Origin of the sequence: Bacteroides neonati, assembly GCF_000499785.1 — a bacterium.
Lineage (GTDB): Bacteria > Bacteroidota > Bacteroidia > Bacteroidales > Bacteroidaceae > Bacteroides > Bacteroides neonati.
In genome coordinates this window covers 479,587-504,791 of the sequence record NZ_HG726020.1, presented here as the reverse complement: position 1 = coordinate 504,791, position 25,205 = coordinate 479,587, and the positions used below count along the sequence as shown (strand labels likewise).

General features: G+C 41.8%; 30 protein-coding genes. 25 read left to right on the top strand and 5 right to left on the bottom strand.

Translation table 11 applies throughout. The features are described 5' to 3' along the window. Positions 1-347: 347 nt before the first annotated feature. The 6 genes from TY03_RS05195 to TY03_RS05170 all read left to right on the top strand — a co-directional run bounded on the left by TY03_RS05195 (position 348) and on the right by TY03_RS05170 (position 11,977). Positions 348-3,698, top strand: coding sequence for a TonB-dependent receptor (locus TY03_RS05195; protein ID WP_042367985.1), 3,351 nt, complete (start codon positions 348-350; stop codon positions 3,696-3,698). 16 nt (positions 3,699-3,714) lie between these two features. After that, positions 3,715-5,430 (top strand): RagB/SusD family nutrient uptake outer membrane protein, encoded by a 1,716-nt coding sequence (locus TY03_RS05190; RefSeq protein ID WP_042367983.1) that lies wholly within the window; start codon positions 3,715-3,717, stop codon positions 5,428-5,430. Between the two features lie 72 nt (positions 5,431-5,502). After that, positions 5,503-7,044, top strand: coding sequence for a sulfatase (locus TY03_RS05185; protein ID WP_042367980.1), 1,542 nt, complete (start codon positions 5,503-5,505; stop codon positions 7,042-7,044). A 10-nt stretch (positions 7,045-7,054) separates the two neighbouring features. Next, positions 7,055-9,634, top strand: coding sequence for a PDZ domain-containing protein (locus tag TY03_RS05180; protein ID WP_187373975.1), 2,580 nt, complete (start codon positions 7,055-7,057; stop codon positions 9,632-9,634). A 15-nt stretch (positions 9,635-9,649) separates the two neighbouring features. Next, entirely contained in the window at positions 9,650-10,477 is an 828-nt protein-coding gene (locus tag TY03_RS05175) for a sialate O-acetylesterase (RefSeq protein WP_081713050.1), read from the top strand. Positions 10,478-10,492: 15 nt separating this feature from the next. Then, positions 10,493-11,977, top strand: a complete 1,485-nt coding sequence (locus tag TY03_RS05170; RefSeq protein WP_081713049.1) for an alpha-L-fucosidase — start codon at positions 10,493-10,495, stop codon at positions 11,975-11,977. Positions 11,978-12,196: 219 nt separating this feature from the next. Here TY03_RS05170 and TY03_RS05165 read toward each other — a convergent pair whose 3' ends face one another. Together TY03_RS05165 and TY03_RS21405 are read right to left on the bottom strand one after the other, a co-directional pair. Next, a complete protein-coding gene (locus TY03_RS05165) occupies positions 12,197-12,406 on the bottom strand; it encodes a hypothetical protein (RefSeq protein ID WP_042367976.1) in 210 nt (69 codons plus the stop codon). A gap of 249 nt (positions 12,407-12,655) precedes the next feature. Next, the gene (locus TY03_RS21405; protein ID WP_052332397.1) at positions 12,656-13,228 is read right to left on the bottom strand and encodes a hypothetical protein; all 573 of its coding nucleotides are present in this window, start codon (positions 13,226-13,228) and stop codon (positions 12,656-12,658) included. An 81-nt stretch (positions 13,229-13,309) separates the two neighbouring features. Here TY03_RS21405 and TY03_RS05155 point away from each other — a divergent pair, with 81 nt between their 5' ends. The 6 genes from TY03_RS05155 (at position 13,310) to TY03_RS22315 (ending at position 15,550) form a co-directional block, all read left to right on the top strand. Continuing rightward, on the top strand, positions 13,310-13,516 hold the full coding sequence (locus tag TY03_RS05155; protein WP_042367974.1) for a hypothetical protein: 207 nt from the start codon (positions 13,310-13,312) through the stop codon (positions 13,514-13,516). A 23-nt stretch (positions 13,517-13,539) separates the two neighbouring features. Then, positions 13,540-13,779 (top strand): hypothetical protein, encoded by a 240-nt coding sequence (locus TY03_RS22320; RefSeq protein ID WP_148335585.1) that lies wholly within the window; start codon positions 13,540-13,542, stop codon positions 13,777-13,779. Positions 13,780-13,826: 47 nt separating this feature from the next. Then, positions 13,827-14,054, top strand: a complete 228-nt coding sequence (locus TY03_RS05150) for a hypothetical protein (RefSeq protein ID WP_148335584.1) — start codon at positions 13,827-13,829, stop codon at positions 14,052-14,054. Between the two features lie 18 nt (positions 14,055-14,072). Beyond that, a complete protein-coding gene (locus TY03_RS05145; protein WP_042367970.1) occupies positions 14,073-14,750 on the top strand; it encodes an NUMOD4 domain-containing protein in 678 nt (225 codons plus the stop codon). A 266-nt stretch (positions 14,751-15,016) separates the two neighbouring features. After that, complete coding sequence (locus tag TY03_RS05140) at positions 15,017-15,376, top strand: hypothetical protein (RefSeq protein WP_148335583.1); 360 nt, start codon at positions 15,017-15,019, stop codon at positions 15,374-15,376. 18 nt (positions 15,377-15,394) lie between these two features. After that, positions 15,395-15,550, top strand: a complete 156-nt coding sequence (locus tag TY03_RS22315) for a hypothetical protein (protein ID WP_154663591.1) — start codon at positions 15,395-15,397, stop codon at positions 15,548-15,550. On the opposite strand, the gene TY03_RS05135 is transcribed toward TY03_RS22315, so the two are convergent. Then, positions 15,536-15,748, bottom strand: a complete 213-nt coding sequence (locus TY03_RS05135) for a hypothetical protein (protein WP_042367966.1) — start codon at positions 15,746-15,748, stop codon at positions 15,536-15,538. The two genes, TY03_RS22315 and TY03_RS05135, sit on opposite strands and share 15 nt — an antisense overlap. Before the next feature lie 155 nt (positions 15,749-15,903). Between TY03_RS05135 and TY03_RS05130 the strand changes: the two genes are divergently transcribed. The 13 genes from TY03_RS05130 to TY03_RS05085 all read left to right on the top strand — a co-directional run bounded on the left by TY03_RS05130 (position 15,904) and on the right by TY03_RS05085 (position 23,324). Further along, positions 15,904-18,066, top strand: a complete 2,163-nt coding sequence (locus TY03_RS05130; RefSeq protein ID WP_081713048.1) for an integrase catalytic domain-containing protein — start codon at positions 15,904-15,906, stop codon at positions 18,064-18,066. 50 nt (positions 18,067-18,116) lie between these two features. After that, entirely contained in the window at positions 18,117-19,085 is a 969-nt protein-coding gene (locus tag TY03_RS05125; RefSeq protein WP_042367961.1) for an AAA family ATPase, read from the top strand. Beyond that, positions 19,082-19,309 (top strand): hypothetical protein, encoded by a 228-nt coding sequence (locus tag TY03_RS05120; protein WP_230201902.1) that lies wholly within the window; start codon positions 19,082-19,084, stop codon positions 19,307-19,309. Before TY03_RS05125 ends, TY03_RS05120 begins: the two co-directional genes overlap by 4 nt. Continuing rightward, positions 19,306-19,791, top strand: coding sequence for a hypothetical protein (locus tag TY03_RS05115; protein WP_042367957.1), 486 nt, complete (start codon positions 19,306-19,308; stop codon positions 19,789-19,791). The genes TY03_RS05120 and TY03_RS05115 overlap by 4 nt, the downstream gene beginning before the upstream one ends. A 95-nt stretch (positions 19,792-19,886) precedes the next feature. Further along, a complete protein-coding gene (locus TY03_RS05110; protein WP_042367956.1) occupies positions 19,887-20,159 on the top strand; it encodes a hypothetical protein in 273 nt (90 codons plus the stop codon). A 28-nt stretch (positions 20,160-20,187) separates the two neighbouring features. Next, positions 20,188-20,712, top strand: a complete 525-nt coding sequence (locus TY03_RS05105; protein ID WP_042367954.1) for a host-nuclease inhibitor Gam family protein — start codon at positions 20,188-20,190, stop codon at positions 20,710-20,712. After that, positions 20,696-20,881, top strand: coding sequence for a hypothetical protein (locus TY03_RS21745; protein WP_074434137.1), 186 nt, complete (start codon positions 20,696-20,698; stop codon positions 20,879-20,881). The genes TY03_RS05105 and TY03_RS21745 overlap by 17 nt, the downstream gene beginning before the upstream one ends. After that, positions 20,871-21,020: a hypothetical protein gene (locus tag TY03_RS22310; RefSeq protein WP_154663590.1), complete on the top strand. Its 150-nt coding sequence runs from the start codon at positions 20,871-20,873 to the stop codon at positions 21,018-21,020. The genes TY03_RS21745 and TY03_RS22310 overlap by 11 nt, the downstream gene beginning before the upstream one ends. A gap of 14 nt (positions 21,021-21,034) precedes the next feature. Next, positions 21,035-21,325 carry a hypothetical protein gene (locus TY03_RS05100; RefSeq protein ID WP_042367952.1) on the top strand — a complete coding sequence of 97 codons (291 nt, stop codon included), beginning with the start codon at positions 21,035-21,037 and terminating at the stop codon, positions 21,323-21,325. 91 nt (positions 21,326-21,416) lie between these two features. Then, on the top strand, positions 21,417-22,568 hold the full coding sequence (locus TY03_RS05095; protein WP_081713047.1) for a DNA cytosine methyltransferase: 1,152 nt from the start codon (positions 21,417-21,419) through the stop codon (positions 22,566-22,568). 153 nt (positions 22,569-22,721) lie between these two features. Further along, on the top strand, positions 22,722-22,856 hold the full coding sequence (locus TY03_RS23185) for a DUF1660 family phage protein (protein ID WP_148335582.1): 135 nt from the start codon (positions 22,722-22,724) through the stop codon (positions 22,854-22,856). Between the two features lie 26 nt (positions 22,857-22,882). Then, a complete protein-coding gene (locus TY03_RS05090; protein WP_042367950.1) occupies positions 22,883-23,104 on the top strand; it encodes a hypothetical protein in 222 nt (73 codons plus the stop codon). Next, positions 23,097-23,324, top strand: coding sequence for a hypothetical protein (locus tag TY03_RS05085; protein ID WP_042367948.1), 228 nt, complete (start codon positions 23,097-23,099; stop codon positions 23,322-23,324). Before TY03_RS05090 ends, TY03_RS05085 begins: the two co-directional genes overlap by 8 nt. A 66-nt stretch (positions 23,325-23,390) precedes the next feature. On the opposite strand, the gene TY03_RS05080 is transcribed toward TY03_RS05085, so the two are convergent. Continuing rightward, positions 23,391-23,903: a hypothetical protein gene (locus TY03_RS05080; protein ID WP_042367946.1), complete on the bottom strand. Its 513-nt coding sequence runs from the start codon at positions 23,901-23,903 to the stop codon at positions 23,391-23,393. Between the two features lie 110 nt (positions 23,904-24,013). Then, positions 24,014-25,198: a phage minor head protein gene (locus TY03_RS21400; RefSeq protein ID WP_148335581.1), complete on the bottom strand. Its 1,185-nt coding sequence runs from the start codon at positions 25,196-25,198 to the stop codon at positions 24,014-24,016. Between the last annotated feature and the right edge of the window lie 7 nt (positions 25,199-25,205).

The window sequence follows — 25,205 nt, the reverse complement described above, 5'->3', positions numbered from 1 at the left end:
TGATCTATTGATTAAAGTACGGATATGCTTTGTGTATTTTGATTAGACCTAGGCGTATGTTCTTATTTGTTCATCAATATGTTTTTGTGTTTTGCATTTATTAACTAATCTAAACCAAGGGATAAAGCCTTCATTACAGTGATAGATTATAGACACAATCAGTCATAGAGAGTCGTTTCTATGATTAAATATTAATCTTATTAATTTGATAGCCTATGAAAACATAAATGAAAAGTAGAAAATAAATGAATACCGAAATATCCTCTTGATTGAGTATTCGGTCTAAGTAATCACTCTCTCTTTTCGACGGGCGAGAGTACTATATTTAAATCAGAATAATACAAAATATGAAAAATAAACTTCTAAGAGAGAAGATTCTTTCCTCTCTTAATATTAATTCATTTAAAAGAATGAAGCTAATCGTTTTGTTTATTGCGCTGTCTGTATGGCAACTATCTGCATCGGAAAGTTATGCGCAAAACGCTAAAATAAGTTTGAATCTTAAAAATGCAACCTTAAAAGAGGTTATTCAAAGCATTGAGAAGCAAACCGAATTTGTCTTTTTTTATAGTAATGAAGAAATCGACACTAATAAAAAAGTAGATATCAACAAGCGTAACTCCGATATTGCAGAGGTTTTGAATGCAATCTTGAGTAACTATTCGTATCGAATAGAAAATCGGAAAATATTGTTGATGCCAAAAGCGACACAACAAAGCTCTTCTAAAATCAAAGGAGTGGTTAAGGATGCAGCAGGAGAAACGATTATTGGCGCTAATGTGATGGTAAAGGGTACTAGTAATGGAACCATCACGGATATGAATGGTGATTTTACACTAAATGCTTCTCCTAACGATATACTGGTTGTTACTTATATTGGTTATCAACAACAAGAGGTTCCCTTAAAAGGAAAAACGTCTGTAAATATCGTGATGCAAGAAGATGCAAGAGCATTGGATGAAGTAGTGGTAGTAGGTTATAGCACTCAGAAAAAAGAGAGCCTAACTGGAGCAATTGCTACTATTAAAAATGAAGATTTGACCAGAGTCCCTGTAGCCTCTGCAACTCAGAGTTTGATAGGTAAACTCCCAGGATTGATCACCAAAGAAACAACAGGAAAACCAGGAGAAACTCCTAAAATTAATATTCGTGGATATGGCGATGCACTAGTCATTGTAGATGGTGTAGAACAAGATAATTTTCACAATATTGATCCTAATGAAATTGAATCGTTTACAATTTTGAAGGATGCCTCTGCTGCGATTTATGGTTCACGTGCAGGAAATGGCGTAATTTTGATTACAACAAGGCGTGGCGGACAAGGCAAAGCTAAAGTCTCGTTTGGAGCTTCTTTAACTGGACAAACCCCGAATATAATGCCACAATTTGTTGATTCATGGGATTGGGCAATTATACAGAACGAAGCTCAGGCATGGGCAGGTAAGCAACCCATGTTTACAGAGGAAGAGATACAAAAGTTTAGAGATGGTTCGGATTTAAATTTCTCTAATACGGATCATTATTCGGAGTTGATTAAGAAATGGTCATTTATGAAAAATACGAATCTAAATGTAAGCGGTGGAACTGATAAAATGAACTACTTCTTATCATTAGGATATATGGATCAAGATGGTATTTATAAGTCAGGTGATGTGAACTTGAAGCGATATAATGTCCGTTCAAATGTTGATGTTCGAATTTCAGATAATTTTTTGGTTGCTCTTGATTTGTCCATGCGGATTACGAATAATGAAGATGTTCCTTATTCAAGCCGAGAAATATTTCAGGCCATAGGTACAACAACTAATCGTTATCCGGGTCATTATCCTGACCGTACAAAAATTCCGTTTGTAAATCGTGGGTCAGTAACTCCCTATTTGCAAACAAATAGGGAGTTTAGTGGCTACAATGATACTGACCGTGAGTACTTGGTAGGTGCATTGACCTTAAAATACGATATTCCTCATGTTAAAGGATTGAATCTTAAAGTAAAAGGTAATTATATCTCTGATCAGAAAAAAAATAAAAAGTGGACAAAACCATTTTCTACTTATAATTATGATGTCATTAATGATATTTATACTATAGCAGCTACCGGAGGTAAATATAGTTTGACGGAGCGTGCAGATAAATCTCGTGAATTGACTTTACAGGGTTTTGTTGAGTATCAAAATAAATTCAAAGACCATGAAGTACAAGGTATGTTTGTTACAGAACTAATTGACGAGAAAGCTAATTGGTTTAATGGTTATAAAGATGGTTTTATCTCGGATGCAATAGACGAAATGTTTGCAGGGTCTAGTGATAATATGAGTACAGATGGAACTGCTACCGAAGAAGCTAGAATGAGCTTTATCGGAAGGGGTTATTATTCTTACAAATCAAAATATATGGTGGAAGCTTCTGCTCGTTATGATGGCTCTTCCCGATTTGCAAAAGAACATCGTTGGTCTTTATTTCCTAGTATCTTATTATCGTGGCGCATGTCCGAAGAGAGTTTTATCAAAGATCAATCGAAAGTAATCGATAACTTGAAACTGCGTCTTTCTTATGCACATTCGGGTTATGATAAAAATGCAGATGCCTATCAATACTTAAGCTCGTTCAAGTTTGATAGCCAATATGTGTTTGGTAATAATGTATACAAAGGCTTAAAATCAAATGGTTTGGCTAATTATAAAATTTCTTGGGAAGATATATATACTTATAATGCTGGTTTGGATCTAAGTTTATGGAATGGGTTATTAGGCATGGAGTTAGATGTCTTTTATCGTTTGCGAACGAATGTACTAGGAGATAGAGCCACAGTACTACCAAATACTTTTGGAGCTGTATTACCAAAAGAAAATCTAAACAAAATGGATAATCGTGGTTTTGAATTAGTGCTCAAACATCAAAATACGATAGGTGATTTACGCTATACAATTAGTCCAAATATCTCTTTTTCAAAAGAAAAAATTGTAAGTTTTGCACAGCAAGAATATACCGACCCTGATGAAGAACGTCTGAATAAGAATAGAGTTGGGCAGTGGACAGATGTTGTTTTTGGATACCGTACAGATGGCTTCTTTCAGTCGGAAGAGGAAATAAAAAATAGTCTTATTGACTATGATTTAACTGGTAACAAATCGATTAAGCCGGGCATGGTTAAGTATAAAGATTTAAATAATGATAAGAAAATTGATTGGCGCGATCAAGAAGAGATTGGGAATGGTTCCCTTCCTAAAATAGTATACGGCTTAAATCTTTCTGCGCAATATAAAGGGTTTGATTTTAGTATGCTAATGCAGGGAGCTGCTAAATTTGATATTGCTTTTAGTGATAACATGAAGTCACTTACTATTAATAGCGTATGGAATTCATATAAGTTTTTATACGAAGATAGATGGACACCGGATAATCCCAATGCAGGTTTCCCTGCAACAACGAATGGCACAAATGCTTATAATACTAAACAGTCTGATTTATGGCTACGTCCCGCAGATTACTTACGTTTGAAGAATTTGACGTTCGGTTATACCATTCCTGCTCATCTGACAGCTAAAGTCGGATTTGATAGAGTTAGGTTGTATTTATCTGGTTACAATCTACTCACATTTGATAAGATTCGTAAATATCAACAGGATCCTGAATCAGGAGCAAGTTTGGAGTATCCGTTATATAAATCGCTATCGTTTGGATTTAATATAGAATTTTAAAACAAAAAGTGAAAAAATGAAAATAGTATATATATTAGTGCTTTTGCTGGGAATTACTTCTTGTGAATTTCTAGATAGAAGACCTTTGGATAAAATATCCGATGACGTGGTGTGGAATGATGTGAATTTGGTGAATGCTAATCTTGCTATTCTCTATGCATCGACTCCTCTCTTTTATAATGAGAATAGTAATTTGTGTTTGATGCAAGATTTTATGGCGGGTGATGTTTTTATCGACAATGCTCCTTATAGCTGGGTGAATGGTGAATTAAGTGAAACTGGTGGGGTAATGGAACATTGGGCCTATGATAAAATCTATGAATTGAATACATTTATTCAAAAGGTGGGATCTTCGACTATTGAACAAAGTATAGCTCAGACTCGCATTGCAGAAGCCCGCTTCTTGCGTGCTTTCCATTATTTTGAAATGGTGAAACGCTATGGCGGAGTTCCTATTATAACTGAACCTCAGACACCTGATTTGAGTAAGGAAGAGCTATTCGTAAAGAGGAATTCGGAAAAAGAGGTCTATGACTTTATAGCCGCCGAATGTGATGAGATTGCTACTATTTTGCCGGAAGTAGCTACTGAATATGGACGTGTTACAAAATATGCAACATTGGCTTTAAAGTCTCGTGCTATGTTGTATGCCGGAAGTATTGCTCAGTTTGGTAAATTGCAGCTAAATGGTTTGTTAGGCTTTAATCTATCAGAAAGTAAAAACTATTGGCAAGCAAGCTACGATGCATCTAAAAAGATCGTAAATAGTACTAATTTTCAATTGTATAATAAAGAAAGTGATAAGTCTTATAATTTTCAACGTATATTTTTGGATGAGAAGAACAGTGAAACTATTTTTTCGAAAGTATATAATGGGTTAGGAAAAGTAGGGCATTCGTATGATTACTATCATTATCCGGCTGGGTTTAATAAGTTTTGGGGAGGGAATGCCTTTCCATTCCTTGAAATCGTGAATAAATATGATTATCTTGACGGAAGAAGTGGAAATTTAGATGCTACTGCTTTGGCTGGAAAAGAATTTGATATGAATGAGTTGTTTGGCAATAGAGATCCTAGACTCTATGGCTCAGTTTTGTATGCTGAATCAAAATTTAGAAATGGAGTCTTACTTTCTCATAATGGAACCTATGTAAATGGAGTGCTGAATACTTCAAATCAGATTCTTGGAGTTTATAATAATTCCAACTGGTTTGCTAGATGCCCTGCTAGTCAAAATAGAATGACCGGTTTTGCTATTAAAAAGTATATTAATGAGGCTGAAGAGCAGGTGCAGAAAAACGAATCACATATTGATTATATCGTTTATCGTTATGCCGAAACGCTATTAAATCTAGCAGAAGCTGCTTTTGAGCTAGGTAAAGAAAATGAAGCATTAGAGTACATCAACCAAATCAGAGACAGAGCGGGCATATATAAATATACATCAATTACTCGCGAACTGATTCGGAAAGAACGTGCATTGGAATTGGCTTTTGAAGGGCATCGCTTTTGGGACTTGAGAAGATGGCGTATTGCAGTTGAAGAGTTGTCAAAGAAGCGTAACGGTATAGAGCTAAACTTTAATTGGGATACCAAAAAGTATGAGGTAAAGATTATCAATGCAGACTCAGGCGATAGAAATTTTGCTGAGAAGCATTATTATCTACCGATAACGATGAAACGTATTTCTAATAATCCCAACTTATCACCAGAAAACCCAGGTTATAAATAAGTAATTAAATAAAAGGGTGTGTCCTATAACAATATGCACACCCTTTTGCTATGATCATTAAAACATAAATAAATGAAGAACAGGCTAGCCATAAGAATAAGCACAGGTGCTATGATTGTGTTGGGGGTACAAGTTGCAGAGGCACAAGAAAAACCAAATATCATCCTTTTTTTGGTCGATGATATGGGATGGCAAGATACCTCCGTTCCTTTTTGGACGGAACGCACAGTATTAAATGATACATATCGCACTCCCCATATGGAGCGGTTGGCAGCCAAGGGAGTGAAGTTCACGCAAGCATACGCATGTCCGGTCAGTTCGCCTTCGCGTGTTAGTCTGATGACAGGGGCTAATGTGGCTCAGCATCAAGTTTCTAATTGGACGCTGTATAAAGATAAGGGGACGGATAAGCCACATAAGTTGTTGACCTTTGGAGAATGGAACTACAACGGACTATCTCCGGTACAAGACTATCCGCATGCCTTCTACGCCAAGTGCCTACCGTTGTTATTGAAAGAGAACGGATACAGAAGTTGTATCATCGGAAAAGCTCATCTGGGAGCGATAGATACTCCGGCTGCCGATCCGTTGACGATTGGGTTCGATTATAACATCGGTGGTCATGCTGCCGGAGCAATGGGGAGCTACTTGGGCGAGAATAACTATGGAAATAAAGAAGCCGGTACATGGACTAAACCGTGGGGTGTTCCATCATTGGAGGCTTATCACGGATCGGACATTTTTTTAACCGAAGTTTTAACCAGAGAAGGCTGTAAGTTTATGGAGAAGTCGGTCGCTGATAAGCAACCGTTCTTTCTGTACATGAGCCACTATGCTGTACATGCCCCCTTTGTGGCAGACAAACGTTTCTATCAGTACTACATAGACAAAGGGTTGTCTGAGAAAGAGGCACAATATGCCAGCCTAGTAGAGGGGATGGATCATAGTTTAGGCGCTTTGATGGATTGTCTGGAGCGTGCAGGAGTAGCCGAGAATACAATTATCCTATTTATGTCCGATAATGGAGGTTACTCTGTAGGACGTGGCGGGGAAGCAGCTCAACGTAACTACCCACTGCGTGGCGGCAAAGGTGCTTGCTTTGAAGGTGGCATCCGCGAACCAATGATTGCATACTGGCCCGGAATAACCCGTCCGGGAACAGAGAATGCTACGCCTGTGATAATCGAAGATTTCTTTCCAACGATATTAGAGATGGGGGAAGTCAAGGAGCATCAGACACCTCAACGTATCGATGGTGTCAGCTTTGTCAAGGCGCTTAAAAAAGGTAAAACATTAACCAAAGAGCGTCCGCTGTATTTTCATTATCCTAATAATTGGGGCGAACAGCGTGAGGATGTAGGTTTACCTCAATCGGCCATTCGTAAAGGCGATTGGAAACTGATTCATTACTATGAAACAGGAATCAACGAGCTATACAATCTAAAAGAAGATATCTCCGAAAAGAATAATTTGATAAAAGACAAACGCTATGCGAAAAAAGGAGCGTCTTTAGCTAAAGAGTTAAGTAACTATCTGAAAAAGAATAAAGCGAACCTGCCTTATTTCAAAGAAACCGGATTGTCGGTACCTTATCCGGATGGTACTATTAATTAAAACGAATGACATGAAAAAATTACTAGTTATACTATCTCTATTGCTTGGAACCACTTTCATGTGGGGACAAAGCACCCTATATGTATCTCCGGTAGGAAAAGATACAAATAAAGGAACACTACAAGATCCGTTTAAAACATTGGAACGGGCACGTGATGAAGCAAGAAACAGAAAGAAAACAGGAAGAGCAAAAGTCTCTTCTATCTGTTTGCGTGGAGGAGTTTACCGCTTTACATCACCTTTTGTACTCACAGCCGAGGACTCCGGTCAAAAGGGTAGCCCCATTGTTTATACTTCGTATAAGGATGAAAAAGTGGTGTTTAGTGGAAGCCGTTTGCTCACTCCTACTTGGAAAAAATACAATGACTCTATTTGGGTGGCTTCGGTTACTTTAGCCGAACAACAAGGATTTTCGCCACGTACTCTGTACATTAATGGAGAAATTTGTCCGCTCTCTCGCTATCCCAACAGGATGCAAGGGATGAGACCCTTTGAGGGAGTAGCTGCCGACTGTTTAAGTCCCGAACGTGTGTCTCGTTGGAAGTCGGCCGAAGGAGGCTATGTACATGGTATGCAACAAGGTAAGTGGGGAAGTATTCACTATAAGATTCTAGGAGTTTCCGATAACGGTACTCCACATTTGGAACTGATTTCTATTGATACCTCTACGATGTATAATGGTGCACAGCTTCACTCCAAAGATCGCTATGTCGAAAATATCTTTGAGGAATTGGATGCTCCCGGAGAGTGGTTTTGGGATAGAAAAACAAAGCAACTTTATATTTATCCTCCCAAAGGGACTGATTTAAATAAGGCTGTCATAGAGGTTCCGGCTACGGAACAAATCGTTCGACTAGAAGGAGATGAGAAACAGCCGGTTTGTTATGTAGAGTTTCGGGGCATTCGGTTTGAGAAAACGCTATCTACATGGTTTCGTAGTAGCGAGCATCTGCCGGTAGGAGATTACGTGATTTGCCGTGATGCTGTTGTTTATATGGAAGGAACCGTTGGTTGTAAAATAGAGAATTGTCGGTTCAATGATATCGGAGGAAATGGAGTGATGCTGAGCAAGTATAATCGTAACTCTTCGGTATGTGCTTCTCGTTTTGAGAATATTCAGGCCAATGGTATTGTCTTAGTGGGTGGTAGAGATGCTATGCGCGATACTCCTTGGTGCGAAGTGACACCGAATAAAAAGACAGTCGACCTTACCAAAAGATGGGGATATATTCTTACCTATTCCATTTGGAACGAACCATTGAGAGATACCTCGCCCAGTACCGATACCATTCCGGGACCTAAAACAGAAAATTATCCACGCTATTGCTTGGTTGAGAATAACTTGATTACCCGTATAGGCGAATTGGAAAAACAAGCAGCCGGCGTATTACTATCGATGTGTGCCGAGAATCGCATAAATCATAATTCGATATACGATGTGCCGCGAGCAGGTATCTGTATTAATGATGGTAGCTGGGGTGGACAGATTATCGAGAATAACGATGTGTTTCATACGGTTCTTTCTACTGCCGATCATGGTCCTTTCAATTCATGGGGACGAGACCGTCACTGGACGATGAAGATGCACGGTGTAGTGAAACAAGGAGATGAGAAAGCGCACGATCGTAGTCGGCTGGATAATTATATACCGACTATTATTCGGCATAATCGTTTTGGACATACTGTTAATAATCATTCGTTTGGAATCGATTTGGATGATGGATCATCGAATTATCAGATTTATGATAATCTGACGATTGGGTGTAGCGTAAAGCTGCGTGAAGGATTTTTCCGTTTGGTAGAAAATAATATATTCATAGGCAAATATCCTCCGGGCAAGCATGTTTGTTTTCAGCAAACAGAGGATGTGATGCGAAAAAATATATATGTCAATACTGAAAGTAATGTTGCTTTTGAAGGTATTCATAGTAAACCATCTCAAGTAAAAGAGATTGATTATAATCTTTATTTCACTTTGACAGGCGATCCGATGATCGTCAAATTAGCCGGGGAAGCAGAAAATGGATATAAGAACTTGATGAGTATGGAGCAATGGCAAATGAAAGGACACGATCGGCACTCCATCGTTGCCGACCCGATGTTTGTAGATATAGAGAAGGGAGACTTTAGGCTACAGCCAAATTCTCCTGCATTTAAACTGGGTTTCAAGGAGTTTTGTTTGACTAATTTTGGAACTGAAATACCTGAATTTAAAGCGGAAACGATTCGGGCGCATCAACGTTTTGATAGATTGGTACTATCGAAGAAAACACGCACACAGCATACAAAACTGGTGAAGTGGATGGGGGCTCTTATTAAAACAATGGATACGGATGCTGAAAAGTCTGTAGCCGGTATAGATGATATAAAAGGGGTGATCATGGTCGAAGTTCCTGAAACCTGCGTATTGTATCGGATGGGAGTGAGAAAAGGCGATGTTATTCTCTCGGCAGCAGGCAAAGATATCAAAAACATGACTGACCTGAATCGTGCTATCGGTGAAAATAAAAAGAACTTAAAGATATGGGTTGACGGCAACCCTCCAGCACATTTCATTCAAATAACATCTCCTGAATCTATTATGGAATAATTCTAAAAACAAAAAATGATGGAAAGATGCGATGTAAATAAATTGAGTGTATTATTTCTGTTCTTTTTCTTTATTTTGTCTTCATACGGGCAGGATAAGCAAGGAACGAAAGGATTGGATTTGTTCTTATTAATGGGACAGTCTAATATGGCAGGATATGGAGAACTGCTGCCCGGAGATGATAAAGAGATTGAGGGAGTATATGTGCTCAGAGAGGATTCCAATAAGGCAGCAACTTATTTTTGGGAGAAGGCCAGCCAACCTATTCATAAACGCTTGAGTAGTGACCGCTTCTGTTTGGCGGGACCATTTGCCAAAGTGTACAAAGAGCTCTATCCTCAATCTCAAGTCGGCTTAATCCCCATGGGGTGGGGAGGAGCCCCTATTGCCCGAATGACGAAGGGAACCGAATTTTATAAGGAAGTACTGAATAAAGCGTTGTGGGCTAAGAAGCATGGATTACTTAAAGCCATCTTATGGCATCAAGGCGAATCTGATACGGTATCACCTAAAACGGTGGCGGTTTATGAAGCGAAATTAAAACAACTAATAAAAGACCTTCGTACCGATTTAGGGTGTTCCAACTTACCTTTTATCATTGGAAATTTAGCCGAGTTTTATGGCACGGGCAAGGATCACAATACAACAGAGAGAGTAAAACAAATAAATCAAATTAAAGAGATATTGAGAAAAGTAGCCAGAGAAACGCCAAATGTTGGGTTTGTCGAATCAACCGGGCTTAAATCAATTGACCATCATCAGGTTCATTTCGATCGAAATTCCTACGTAATTTTGGGTAACAGATATGCTGATGTATATTGGAATTTGGTAAGTAATATCTAATTAATCATATAATCCATGAAGAATAAATCAATGGCAAGCAGTCTCCTTTTGTTGGGGGCTCTTTGCTTCGGTAGTTGTAGTAGCACGAAGAAGTTATACACTACGTCGTGTATCTTTCCCGAAGGTAGTTCAATAGAGGAGAAAGTACGTTTATCGGCTCATGTTGTTCCATCACAGCGGCAGCTTAATTGGCAGAAGATGGAATACACTGCCTTTATCTGCTACGGTATCAATACCTTTACCGATAAGGAGTGGGGAACTGGAAAAGAAGACCCTAAACAGTTTAACCCTACCAATTTGGATGCCGGGCAATGGGTCAGTACAGCGAAAGAGGCTGGTATGAAAATGATTCTTCTCACTTGTAAGCATCATGACGGTTTCTGTTTGTGGCCGTCCAAAGAAACTGACTTTTCGGTTGAGTCGTCACCTTGGAAAGGGGGAAAAGGTGACTTGGTTCGTGAAGTATCTGATGCCTGTCGCAAAGAAGGACTGAAATTTGCTGTTTATCTTTCACCGTGGGATATGAATCACCCTACGTATGGCACAGAGGCTTATAACGATGTCTTTACTAATCAGCTGACCGAACTATTGACACAATACGGTCAAGTCGATGAAGTATGGTTTGATGGTGCTTGTGGTGAAGGACCCAATGGTAAAAAGCAGGTATATGATTTCAAACGCTATTACGAAACCATACGTAAATTGCAGCCGCAAGCTGTTATTGCTGTGATGGGACCCGATGTACGTTGGGTTGGTACCGAAAGCGGATATGGTCGAGATACCGAATGGAGTGTGATTCCTGCTGCAGAAGCAAGTCTGAAAGAGATTGCAAACTCCTCTCAGCAAGAGGCAGGTACCGGAACCTTTTTGCCTACGGGAGGTAATATGAAGAAGGATATGGGAAGCCGTTTATTGCTCGAAAAAGCCAATGGAGTTATATGGTATCCTTCTGAGGTGGATGTCTCGATTCGTCCGGGTTGGTATTATCATGCCAAAGAGGATGTGAAAGTGAAGACACCGCAAAAGCTGATTGATATTTACTATAGCTCAGTAGGTAAAAACTCACTACTGTTGCTTAATATTCCTCCGGATAAGCGCGGATTGATCCACGAAAACGATAAACACAGCTTGTTGGAGATGAAGCGTATCTTACAAAACACCTTTGCGCATAATTATGTAGATAAGAAATACAAAAAACTCACCGATAACAGACTGGATACTTATTGGCAAGGTTCGGCCAAGAACAAGGTCATTGAGATAGCCTTGGAAGGAGAACAAAAAATAGACCGCTTGCTGCTACAGGAGAATATCACTCAGGGACAGCGTATCGAGAAGTTTATGTTGGAGTGTTGGACGGGTAATGAGTGGAGAAGGGTAGCTACGGGAACAACAGTAGGATTCAAACGGATCTTACGGTTCGACTCGGTCACTTGTAATAAAGTGCGGATTACCATTTTAAAGTCAAGAGATGTGCCACAATATATGGGGCAATACAAATAGTGTAAATTAGGGGATGTTTAAGAGACAGGGAGAAAACGGGCTGAGACATTGCTGTAGTGCAGGTTTCGGCTTTTTTCATTGTTGATCGGACAGAAAACAAATCGTGCAAGCGAGTTAAACATGAGTGATTCCGTGTTCAACTTCGGGGGGATGTTTAATATAGGAGGTTAAACAAGGATTAAACAGGGATTAAATGAGGTTTAAACAAATGGGGTGCTTTTAACTCCGGATACTGCGACGTAGGTGAGATTGTTTAATAATGGCACGCTTGGTGATAGTGGAGCCGCCATCGGTGAGGCCGGCATGCAAAAGTGTGCTTTTCTTTATACCTATTTGGGCTTCGCTGATAGTATCGAAGACAGCAGAGATACTTCCAAAGTAGTAATCTTGCTTCTCGAAAATAAGATGTACGTGTATTACCTTTGTCATTACTGTATAGATTGATCGTGGAAACAAAAGTACTATATAGTTATTATATGGAAGTATTTACATTGTTAAACTAACGAAATAAGGAAAATTAAGGCCGATATAACGCAGAAATGTGTTGTGTTGGCCTTTACTGTTTTTTTTGATAAAAGACGTGCTGGGTACGTACCCAATAGCGTACCCAATAGGTTTAGAGGTGCACGTAGTGGATTCTTTGCCATATCTATGCGATTGGGAACACATAGAACGTCTTTATGCGCGGGCACTCTTCGCACCTGTTACATTCTCGGCACATTGGGCTAACCGGTCTTTTAAAAAGTTAACCTCTTGTTTTAAGGCGCCGATCTCTTCGGATTTCTCATTTAGCTGCTCTACGAGGTGCTTTATTAGTCCGTCTGAGGATTCATCTCTACATGGCTGCTTTTCTTCTATTTCACCACCATTATATAGAGAGAGGTTTGGAGCATTTCCATACGGCATATTTGGTTTTGCGGCCATGGTTGGAAATGGAGGATTTTCTTCTGTTTCTTGAGATACCTTACCATTTACCTTACCGTTTACCTTACCATTTTTATCTACTATTTTTTCACTTATTAACTTCTCACCTCTTCCGGTTAGAAGCCAGTTGATGCTGATGAGTTCAGAATATTCTGAAATTTGAAATCTTCTGAAAAAATCATAGCTCGGTGCAGACTTTCCGTTTACGATATCGTATATGGTCTGTGCACGTGGATAACCCAATTTCTTTGCAAAAGAATTGGGATTTGAATCTATCAATTCAAGCATTTCTGATATTCTTTCAGATATTTCTGTATTTTTCTGCATAAAATCTTTTTAGTTTCAGAATATTCTGTATCTTTGCATCACTATTACAATCGCAAATTTAATCATTAAAATTAGAATAGCATGAAATTAGCAGAAAAACTAAGAGAAAAGCGTAAGCGCGCTACTGCTTCGAGGCCTTCTACTCCTTATCAAAAGGTTGCTAAGAAGTTTGGCACGACAGTGGTGTACGTTGGGCAGATCGCCCGCGGTGATAGAATTCCCAAGCGGAAGAACGGCAAGGGTATGAAGATACTTCAAGAACTTGAACGGATGTGTAACGAGAATTAATAACCAATTAAAATAGAATAGTTATGAAATTACTACAATGGACAACGACGCATAATACTGCGCAAAAAACAATGAACCACGTATTTCACTGTGCCAGAATAATGATGTATACCGACTTGAATACCGGTATGGCGCACGTGCAGAAAGATGGTGTAGCCTTATATACCATAGATGTGAGTAATATGAGTCTGGAGGAATACACCCGGGAGCTTGAAAAGCTTGCCGTAGAGGACGAAAGGCTCAGTGATTTTCCCCTCGATTGATTATGGGCTCCCGGTTTAATAACATAAAGGCTAATCTACGCACATATTTGCGTAAGAGAGGTGCCAAGATTGATGTAAAGCGCAAAACGATAAGAGTTGATATCGACTCCCTGAATCGGGTTGAGCTGGATAAACTTCGGGAACTGGAGCGTTGGGGATATGCCGTGAACAAAGCAGAGACAGCCCCCCCCGAAAAGCTCGATTTTGAGTTTTCCAACGAATGGGATTCGTTTGTATCGTTCGCCGATGAGATACTGGAGCAATATGGTAACTAACTCTAATTTAAACAAGTCATGAAAAATCAAACAATCAATAGTGAAGAAATCTGGAAAACTATTCCGGAGTTCCCAAGCTATCAAGTAAGTAGTTTAGGGCAGATTAGGAGCGCTTGTAAAAATAGGAAAGAGGTACTACTTAAGAAGCGCAACAAATATGTAAGTCTTTACCGCCAAGGGAAAGCATACTGTGTATCGGCAAATAAAGTGATGTATTCCGTTTTTAACAACATCCCCCTTTCCTCTCTAAAAGGTCTTTTCATTATAGGCGAAACTTTGGATACCTTACAACTCTTCACCCCAAGAGGGATTATGGATGAGATTCGAGCCAAAAGAAGAAAGCATACAGCGATTGAGGTTGAAAGAATGCAAATGGAGACATACGATGATGTGCGTACCGTGATTCACGTATGGAAATCGGGGGATACGTCAAAGTTTTATGCCCGGGTGGAATCTCATAAGAATAATACTATTGCTTATCTTCAAAGAAGATTCGGTATACGCCGATCTGACGCGGAAGAATACTGGTCGGAGGCCAGCGCTATATTATACTCTTCTGTATTGAACAAAGAGCGTCCCATCATCGGTTTTGCCCCCTGGCTTAAGTCTACTGCCAAGAATATAATACTTACTGTGCAGAAAGAGAAAAGGAGAATGCGGGAATTTGACGACCGGCGATGCTATGAGTCATATTGATTCAACGTGTGAGAGTTTAAGATATTTATTTAGGTGTTAGTTTTTTATTCGCTGCCAAACGCAGCACGGCCTACTGGTTTGTGAAAATAGGTAGGTATTTCATTTAGTCGTACAGACGATGCGTCCCGGAGTCAGACCGGGGAATGAAGCAATGATAATTTAGTTATTCACTTAAAAATGAACAGTTATGAAAACAAGAAATCAAAAGAGACGCAGGGTTAAAACCCTGTACGCACACAAGGTGAGCCGCGTGTGGGATAAGGCAGATGAAATTGTTATGCTGCCTGATGGTAGAGTGGTACCAATTAAAAACGGGAGGATTCAGAATGTGCGCAATGTTTAGTGAATATTGGGTGTACATCTGGTATACCCTCGCCGCCTTATGCTTCTGCCTGCCACCTTTCGCCTATTACATAGTAGAAAGACGAAACGAGCGCAACGCCCCAGCGCCAACAAGCGAGGAAGAAATGGTACTGAAAATAAAGGAGGCTGCGGATAAGTTAAACGGATTAATAGTCGATGCTGATCGAAAGGGTTTTAATATCCACATAGATATCGATTATCCTGTGTCGTTATGTCTGACCGATCAGGTGTCGGTAAAAATAACAAAAGAGATAAAGTGTTAATAATTAAAACTGTATAGAATGAAAAAAGAGAAGCAAAAAAACGCTTTGATAGAAAAAGAGAGTTACATATTTAATGGGTGTATTATTACCGATGTGAAGTTTATAGGACTATTAATTTATAGAAAAATGGCTACACATGACTGCGTAGCCAAAATAGGTCTAAAGCCTTTGTAAATGAACGGTGATGATTAAATCAGTTGCCTTATTTACTCCGTTAGCTCCATAAGGCAAAATAGACATTTGCTTTATAACCCACCCTTCAGATAGGTGTTTTTCAATTTCGGAAAAATGGATTAAATAAGATGATGACTGATCGTTATCATAATCACCGACAGACATTGTTGATTTTTCAACAAGGATTTTTTCTTTCATAATAATTGGGTATTTAGTTTATAGTCGCTACAAATGTAGCAAAACCTACTGGTTTGTGAAAATAGGTAGGTATTTCATTTAGTCGTACAGACGACGCGTCTCGGAGTCAGACCGGGGAATGAAACAAGTATAATAAAAATAGAAGATAACTCACTATGCCACAATATAGGAATATACCATTTAACAGTGCTTGTCACTCTACGGTTGCAGAACCGGGAGGGCGGGTACTTTGCGTGGGAGTTCCCGAGTTGGCGGAGTGTGGGGTATCGGAGAAATACCTATGGAAATCTCTTAGTCAACACCGCACTGGGTTAGTTTATTGCTGGCCACACCACAAGGAAGGGCGCGAGGTATTCGTGCACTACGATGGTATGGGTGATAAATACAAAGCGCTCGTGAATAAGGTGCTTTGTGAAGATACGGACGCTCACCTGTGGGTACAGAATATGGAGGCGGCAGCACTGAATAAGAAGCTAAGCGCGGTGAAACGCAGTTTGAGCGGAATGGTCGAGGTGAGTGCGGCAGATATGTCGGAGCTCACGCAGATGCAGTTCTTTGTCCCTTCGGATGTGCAGCGGATTGCCCGGGCGGCCGGATGGATGAGACTGTGGCGACGGATGGATGTAAAGACGGCTCGCAAGTACGGGTTTACATCGGTCAGAGAGATACAGGAAGAGCTGTTTAAACAGTGTTTAAACGAGCAAATCAAAGGTTTTGTGAAGTTCGCCAAGCCTATCAACAGCGAACGGACGTTAGACCGAAAGGCACGTGAATATGGCAAAGAGGGTTTGAGTTGTCTTGTTGGTGGGTACTTCGGAAATGTAAACCGTGAAAAGATGAATACACAGACGCACGCCATTTTAATGCAGTTGGCCTCAGACCCCGTGAAATACAGCTTCGAGGACATCGGTATGTATTACAACGAACAGGCCGAGGAACTGGGGTTGCCTAAAATGACGGTATCGGCCATTAAACAGCATTTAAACACACCCAAGCATAAAAAGGTGTGGTACTATATGAGACACGGCAAACTGGTGGGAGACTTGGATATACAACCGATGATCGACCGGGAGCCTGTGAGCAAGCCCGACCTGCTTTGGTCACTCGATGGTACAACCATGCAGTTGTACTACAGGCGGCTGGAAAAAGACAAGCGGGGTAATGACAAGTGGGTGGTTAAGAGCGATCTGTATGCTTATTTTGTAACAGATGCCTGTACGGGTGCCATTATCGGGCATAGTGTAGCTTTTAGCGAAAGTTCGAGCATGGTGATAGAAGCCCTGCGTAATACGGTTAATACATGGGGATACATTCCTTATCAAATGAACTACGATAACGGATCGGCCAATATTGAGACTACGGTAAAGGCATTAGTTGATAATATGACCCGTGTAAACTTCCCCTGTTCTCCGTACTCCGGACGAAGCAAGACGGTAGAATCCGTGATTGGCCACTTTCAGCAGAGAGAACTGCGTAAATTGAAAAACTTTAAAGGCGGTAATATCACCACTAAGAGCCATAACAGCACAGCGAACCCAGAATTACTCAAAGAATTGGCCAAGGACTTGCAGTTTACCGATAAGTTACCCACAGAGGAACAAGTATTATGCGAGTTCAGAGAAGCTGTAGAGGCTTGGAATAAGCGAGGCGAAGGACGCGATGCTTATGGTACGTTCATTGGCAAATCGAAGATTGAACGGTACGCAGAAAGCTACGAAGGACGTGTTAAACTGAACGCCTTTGAGAAAATGAGCCTCTTTGTCGTCGAACTTAAAAACAGAACCCACCCCTTTGGTGAGTACGAGTACAGACAAAAGGGTATTGAGATTTCCATCCGTGGCGAAAAGATGAAGTTCATTGTACCGGATTGCGACAGCAGCGCGATGGACTTTGAATTTAACCGGGAGCATCTCGGGGATACCTTCCGGGTATTCGTGAACCTTACAACGAACCGCCCGGAATGGGTGGAGCTCCGAGATAGAAACGGGAAGTTTGTAGCGGATGCATACGAGAAGGAGAAGCTGGCTTCGTGCGTGGCTGATATGAAGGATAAACCGGGTGAGATGGGCAAGGTACAATACGCCATCGGCCTGCAGAAAGATTACTACGAGGATGCACGCACGGAAATGGAACGCCAACGGGAAATTGCCCAACAGGCAGGATTCAGAGCTACCGGAACGGATGGATATGGCTTTAGCTGGCAAGACACCCCCAAGGTACTGGAAAATGCACGTAACAACAGGCTCGAGGACAAGCGTAACGGCTTTGTTCAGAAGAGCGATGAAGAGGTGGAGATAGAGGGACTTATGGGTATGTAGCAGCGTTTAAACAGTGTTTAAAGAATTAATAACCAATAAATAAAAGAGATATGGAACTAACTAACAGCATTAAAGACAAAGTGGTAGAGCGATTGCTTGCCGAATTTGAACAGAAAGCAGCCTGTGCTCCGGATAAAAAGAAGTATTCGCAAGCCGAATTTGCACGAATGATCGCACTCCGGCACGGCATTAAGTTCGACAAGGCTGTTCTTCCGCAGATCAAAAAAGAACAAGGGCGTAACTACAATGCCATCAATGAGGTATCATGGTTGGTATTAGCCCGGCACTACAATGTACTGAGCACATCGGCGTGGAATACGGCTCGAACAAAGGCCTACATTACCGTACAAGCCCAATTGGGAGCCTGCCAGCGCTATGGTATTTGGCAGGTGCTTTGTGATCGCGCCGGCATTGGCAAGAGCTATGCGGCTGTATCGTATGCCCGGGCAAATAAGAACGTATTCTATGTAGATTGCTCGGAGTTTCCCAGTAAGGGCGATTTTATTACCTGCTTGGCCGGACAGTTCGGGCTGGAAAAAACGGGTAGCTACAATCAGTTGTGGCGTGAGGTAACAAACGAGCTGTTGCTGCTCGATTGTCCTCTACTGATATTGGATGAGTTCGGAGACTGTGCGGACGCGGTAGTAACGCTCATGAAGGGACTCTACAACAAAGCGAATGCAGGCGACCGGATTATGCTCGGGTGTTATTTCATTGGCGCCGATAATCTGCAAAAGAACCTGATCGACGGCAAGCGTATGAGAAAGCCAAGTTACGCAGAGTTTTGGAGTCGCTTCAACGAAAAAGTAACCAACCTTGGGTACGATAAGACTCCTGCCGGATACAGAGAGGAACTACGGGGTGAGATAGAGAAAATCGCAGTCGCTAATCTACCGGAAATTGAAGAGGGTGTGGATAAGGTGGTAGAAGAAACCCTTAAAACGGGTGCCGTACGCGCCACACAGAAAGAGATAGCTAAACTACGTATGTTGGGAACTGATAAATACATGAGATTATGAACTATCTATATCAGATCGGTATGCCGGTGGAATATTTGAGCACCGCCTTTATGTTGTGGACAGCGTATGAGCGGCCTTGTAAAATAGTGGTCAACCCTGCCAAGACAGACGAATGGGCAGTGATAGAATTGCGACACAAAGAACTGGCGACAGCTATCGTGGAAGCAGTGAGAGAGAGCAGGGTTAGCATAGTCAAGGAACAGGTTAAAATCATTAAGTTATGAGCAGGTTTGGGGTGTTTTACGAGCTACTTGGCAAGATGCCGGGAGCTACGAAAGAAGAGATTGTATACCAGTACTCGGGCGGTACCTCGTTGAGTGAGTTGTACGAGAGATCACCCAAGAAATATCGGCAGATGATTGAAGACATGAGGCGCCTGACGGTTAATGAAAGTGATTTTCATCGGGCAGACCGGCATAGGAAACGGGTGATTGCGGCGATTGCAGGATATTTCGATAAGGCAGGGCTATATCAGAACATCGGACGCAGGGAGCGGACAGAGAAGATACTGGGTACTGCTTGCCGGGCTGCCGGAGTGGAAGACTTCAATGCTATGACCGAGTCGCAAATGAAACGGGTTTATAACGAGTTTGTGCGCAAACAAAAGACAGCGCAGCGAGTAGAGTCCATTTGCCACGAGGCAAGGGCAGAGGCGAACGGAAAAACGATACGCAGGGGGTGTTTAAGTGTGACACTTCCCGGTTAAAATAACAAAAGGGTTGCCATGAACGACTGCGATGAGCAGAGCGACTCCCCGGGGCGGTGCCGGGGATGGTTCTATACAACAGTAAAAGTGAGCATATGAGTAAAGGTAAATATAACAGACGCAATTTCCTGCTTCGCGTAAGAGATATACAACGGATTTATACAGAGTACCATGACCGTGGGTATTCGGATACGTATATTTATAAAACTCATATTTACCCTACTTATAAGATCGGCAGAACCACGTTTTACAACTACTTGGCTACTCCCGCCGATCGGGATTTGAAGGAACTGGATGAGCGGTTGCAGCGAGAAAAGGAGCTGCAGAAAAGGCAGTTGTCGATGTTTGAGAAAGAGAATCAATTCTGATATATAAACCATTTAAAAAACAAGATTTATGGCAAAGAGAGTAAAAAAAACGGTGATTACCGGGGTAAGCAGCGAACAGGTGGAAGCAGCGTTGAGCGAGTTTGTTCAAGCTGATTCGAGTATTCAAAAGATCACGGCTGAGATGGAGTTAAAAATTACGGCTATCCGCGACAAGGAGGCCACAAGGTTGGCGCAGTTGCAGCAGCAAAAGGACGATGCGGTAGAGGTATTGCAGGCTTTTGCTACCGAAAACAAAGAGACGTTGTTCTCCAAAACGAAGAGCTACAAGAGTGCTCACGGCGTATTCGGGTTCCGTACAGGTACTCCGAAGCTGAAGCAATTAAAGGGGTTTACCAAAGAGTCGGTACTAACATTAGTTAAGACGCTACTTCCCGATTATATACGCACCAGTGAAGAGGTAGCCAAAGATCGCTTATTGGCAGATCGCTCCGACGAAGGCATGGAGGAGAACCTGAAGAAATGTGGTATGCAGGTGGTGCAGGATGAAACGTTTTACGTAGAACCCAAAAAGGAAAATGAGCCATCAGCCTAAATACGCGTACCGCCCAAAGGGTTCTCATTGGGCGGTTTACCGAATGGAGTATCAGGGTACGGTCGGTATTGGCACCAAGGTGTTTGACTCTCCCGACAGGGAGGAAGCGAGAAAAGAATGTTATCGGTTAAATGGATGGAATTATAAAGGAGATAAGAATGGAAGATAAAACATTTATTCAGTTGGGTGCGACGATGGTGTTTGTTGTTGCGATTGTCGCTCGTTTTAGTAAAAAAGAGGATGCGTGCTTGTGTACCATCCTGTTGTGTATCCTCGGGTATTTGATGTTGATTTATAGTAAATTGTAAAACATTGAAAGAGTATGAAAATCAGATTAGCAGAAAAGATTCTCTACGTCACCTCTATATTTGGAAACTGGGATAGTAACTATCAGCCGTATTCTGTTCCACAACAGCAGAAGGCACTGAAAGTGCTGAAGGTTCCAATGAATATCAGGAAATCGATGTTAGAGTACGGAGTGTATGAGAAAATACCAACCGAATACAGAGGATACAATCCCATTCAGGTGTCACAGGCGATGTTGAAACATAAGATGAACCCTGGGAATATAAAGGAGTATCGCAGGTGTATGAGACAGCTTTTGGGTAAATAATCACTTCAAACCATCCCGGCGCCACATCCTGCGTAAACTGGCTAACGAGGCTGCGTCCTTGTGGTACGGGGTGGTTCAAATCAATAGAGTAATGAATCAAATGACAAAAGTACATGCCTCTCTTTTCTCCGGGTTTGGTGCTGCTGATCTTGCCGCCACATGGATGGGATGGGATAATGCTTTTTGGTGTGAGATAGAAGATTTCCCCAGGACTGTGCTAAGTTATTGGTTCCCTCAATCAATAGGATATGGAAACATTAAAGAAACAGACTTCACGCCTTGGCGTGGAAAGATTGATGTTCTCACCGGAGGATTCCCCTGCCAGCCGTTCAGTGTCGCTGGACAACGAAAAGGAGCGGATGACGACCGCTATCTCTGGCCGGAGATGCTTCGAGCAATACGGGAGATACGACCAACTTGGATTATTGGTGAAAACGTTAATGGAATCCTTAGCATGGTACAGCCCGGCAATGAAGCTACAGTGGAAAGTCAAACCTCTTTGTTTGAAGAGAATGACAAAGAAACGATACTCGAACAGGAATATGTCGTCGAAACCGTCTGTCGAAGTATTGAGCAAGAAGGATATTCCGTCCAACCGATTGTTATTCCGGCTTGTAGCGTCGAAGCGCCGCATATCCGGTATAGGGTCTTCTTTATTGCCCACCGTTCAGACGCAAGGGCTGAAAGTGTGCAACGAGAAAGGGAAGACGGAGTTTGTGAATCTGACATTGTTGCCAACACCAAATGCAAGGGAATCGGACAAATACAGCAAGAAGTACAATCCAAAAAGCCAAATGGGTACAGCATTGACGGCATTGGCAATGAATGGAATGTTACCAACGCCAACGGCCAGATGTTACAAGAATGGTTCGAAGCAGGAGGATGGCCGGACTCAACGAAAACTACAACAGGGATGGACAATGGAACTGAACGATTTGGCGGCTTGCGGTATGCTCCCAACGCCAAAAGCCAGCGATTTCAAGAATGTTACATTTCCTCCTTCCGAGAGAAATCGGGATTCAATTGTAGGGCACATAATGCAACAAAACGAGATTGGAGAGACTTCCCGACTCAATCCCCTATATGTAGAGGAAATGATGGGCTTCCCTTTGATGTGGTGTGTCTTACCGTTTCTCTCACAGCATGGTGTACAGGAGCAATCAAGGGTTATGGAAACGCCATAGTGCCAGAAGTGATGTATGAGATATTTAAAGCATTAGAAGAAGTTGAACAATTAACGTAAAACTTAATAAAAGCGAATGAAAAAGCATATACAAAATCAGATAGTATTTAATCTTCAAAAACGAACCGTGACAGTAACGCCAGTATTTTGGGATGGTTGCTTTTTTAACTTTGGATGTTACCAGGTATTTAATATTTGAAAAGCGAATTAAGAATGAATCTTATATGTAGAATATTTGGGCATTCATATAACTGGCATCAAGGTATTGTTTATTGTGCGAGATGCTTTTCTGTTTCGGAGGAATACAAGCGATATATACAAATCCCCCCTCCAAATAAATCAAAGTGAATAATTTAATCAAATTAAGTAAAAATATGGAAGATAAAAAAGTTCAGGTAGTAATCGAGTTAGATAAAGAATGCGTGTTGTCGACTCTTTTTTTAATGGGAGAAAAGCTCTCCGATGAAATGTGGCAGAAGCTTGTCGCAGAATCTGTGGTTATCAATGACTCCGACATGGGAGATCAGACCAGAGATATGAAGATTGCTTTTTCCTGTTTGGCGCTTGCCAAGGTAATGGGTGCTAAAGATGAGTAAGAAACAACAGGTATATTTATTATCGGAACCTATGTTTGCCGTTGATATCCCAGTCGAGAAAGAAGAGTTTTTTGGCTTTCCATGTAGCACTTGTGGTGGTAGTGGTTGGCATTGGGGCGAGGATGAACAGGGTGATCGGACAAAGATAGACTGCAGGGTGTGTCAGGGTTCCGGAAACTTGAAAGCAGTGGTAACGGTTGAGTGGTTTGCACAGAAGTAAAGTGATAGAATTATTTAAACGGTGTTTAAACAGTTTGTTAGGCTGATTTAAACACCGTTTCTCTTTTTAGTCTATGAGGTATTTCTTCCTCTGAGGGGATATGTTGATATCGTCAATTCTTCCAACTCCTATCCCGGTACGTCTGCGAGAGATGGTGCAGGTGAAAGTAAGCAGGTGGTAATTGAAATAGTCTGTAGTCACCGGGCGCTCTCCTTTGAGAAGCAATCCGGATGTTTCGCAGGTAGAAATATCCTCGACCAAGTTGCTTATGGTTTCGTAGTAGTCTATTTTTTCCATTCCAGAGAGTGTCTCGGATAAGTTGTCGGTTTCATCGGTAGGGTCTGTGAGCACGTGAACCTCTACAGATAGCTCACCTTTACGCATGGTTCCGGCGCGCTCCCACGAAATGGCATAATCAATGAATAAGGCCGGGGTGGTAAATTCGAACCGCTCAGGTTCTTCGGGTTGCCCATCATACAGGTCGATGTATTCGGGTGGTGAGAGATTCAAGGAGCGGAACAGACTAACAGTTTCGGGCTGCTTGAATAGCTCTTGAATGGTTTTATATAACTGCTTCATAAAAAAATAGTATTTAAATGGTTGTTTATTAGAATATTGTTTCTATCTTTGTGCCAGTAGGCCTGCGGGTCGACTGAGCCTTCGGCGGTTAAACTGTATGTATGTACTGTTTAATCGCCGATTGTATTTTTATACTGTTCATACAATAGTCGTCCATCGGCATCTATGACAATTACACCCTTTAGTGTAGTGGACTCCATTTTGCGGGTTACGGTTCTACGGATTCCATCCACGCCTTCTTCTCTTATTTCGGACAGCTTGATTACAGCATAGTCTGCCTGCTGTGCCGCCTTCTCAAGGTGCGGGGCAATGTGTTTACCGTTCCCCTGAAGGCGTTTAAAATCTACGACCCACTTCTCTTTCTTGCCAAATATCAACAATGCGTCTGCGTTTTTGTCTTTGTTGTGGAATTTCCAGTCGTCGGGATAGAACTTGTCTTTTAGCCCTCCATCTTTGGGGTGTATCTCCGGCAACAGGCTGGCCTCGGTAATACCCGGTTTAATTTGAAGCAGATCGGACAGTACCTCGAGATTTGAAGGAAGTTCCTCTATACCGTGCATGACGTGTTGATGTACCAACACATTATGCCTTTTGCCCGGCATATAAAGATCAAGGTAAGCATTCTCGGGCGGCAGGTAGGCAATTGCCTGCCGTATCTCTGAACGGGGTACGCCGATGTAGTACGGGTGTCCCTGTGGAAAGATAAGCCCGGTATTGCCCACGTTGGTGCGGAACATAGACTGAACAGCAGGTGCTTTGTAGCTACCTTCAGGGGTCTCTTGTGCATCATCATCGGATACCTGTATCACTTCACAACGGCAATGCCATCCGTTTGGCGGATAGTACGTTAGCCAAAACGGGTCGTCTACATGTTTGACAATGCCATCCAGCAGGCGGTGCTCGTTTCGTACGCTGTCGTCTCCGGCTGTCTGATAGCGTAGAAACGGGAACATTTCCTTTTGCGCCCGGAACTCTTGCCAACGGGCGGACTGGGTGGCCGAAGCGATGGCCGTATCGTATTCGGTTTGCAACCATACACGATTGAACTTTTCATTGATTCCGGATACTTGTTCGCGAAAGTCGGAGAAAGTACGCAGGTTCCCCTCTTCGTCACGCAAGGCGTCCGTCATGGTACGGAGCTGCTGGTAGTTCTTTGCGGCCGAGAAACTAAACACATTAGCAGACAGACGGGTAAGCATGGCGTGATCGGGAGTGCTCCAATCTACGGAAACAAAGTCGCGCCCATATCCTTCATAAACGCCTTCGAGAAGCGTTTTTGCGGTCGCAGAGAGCAAAGAGGGG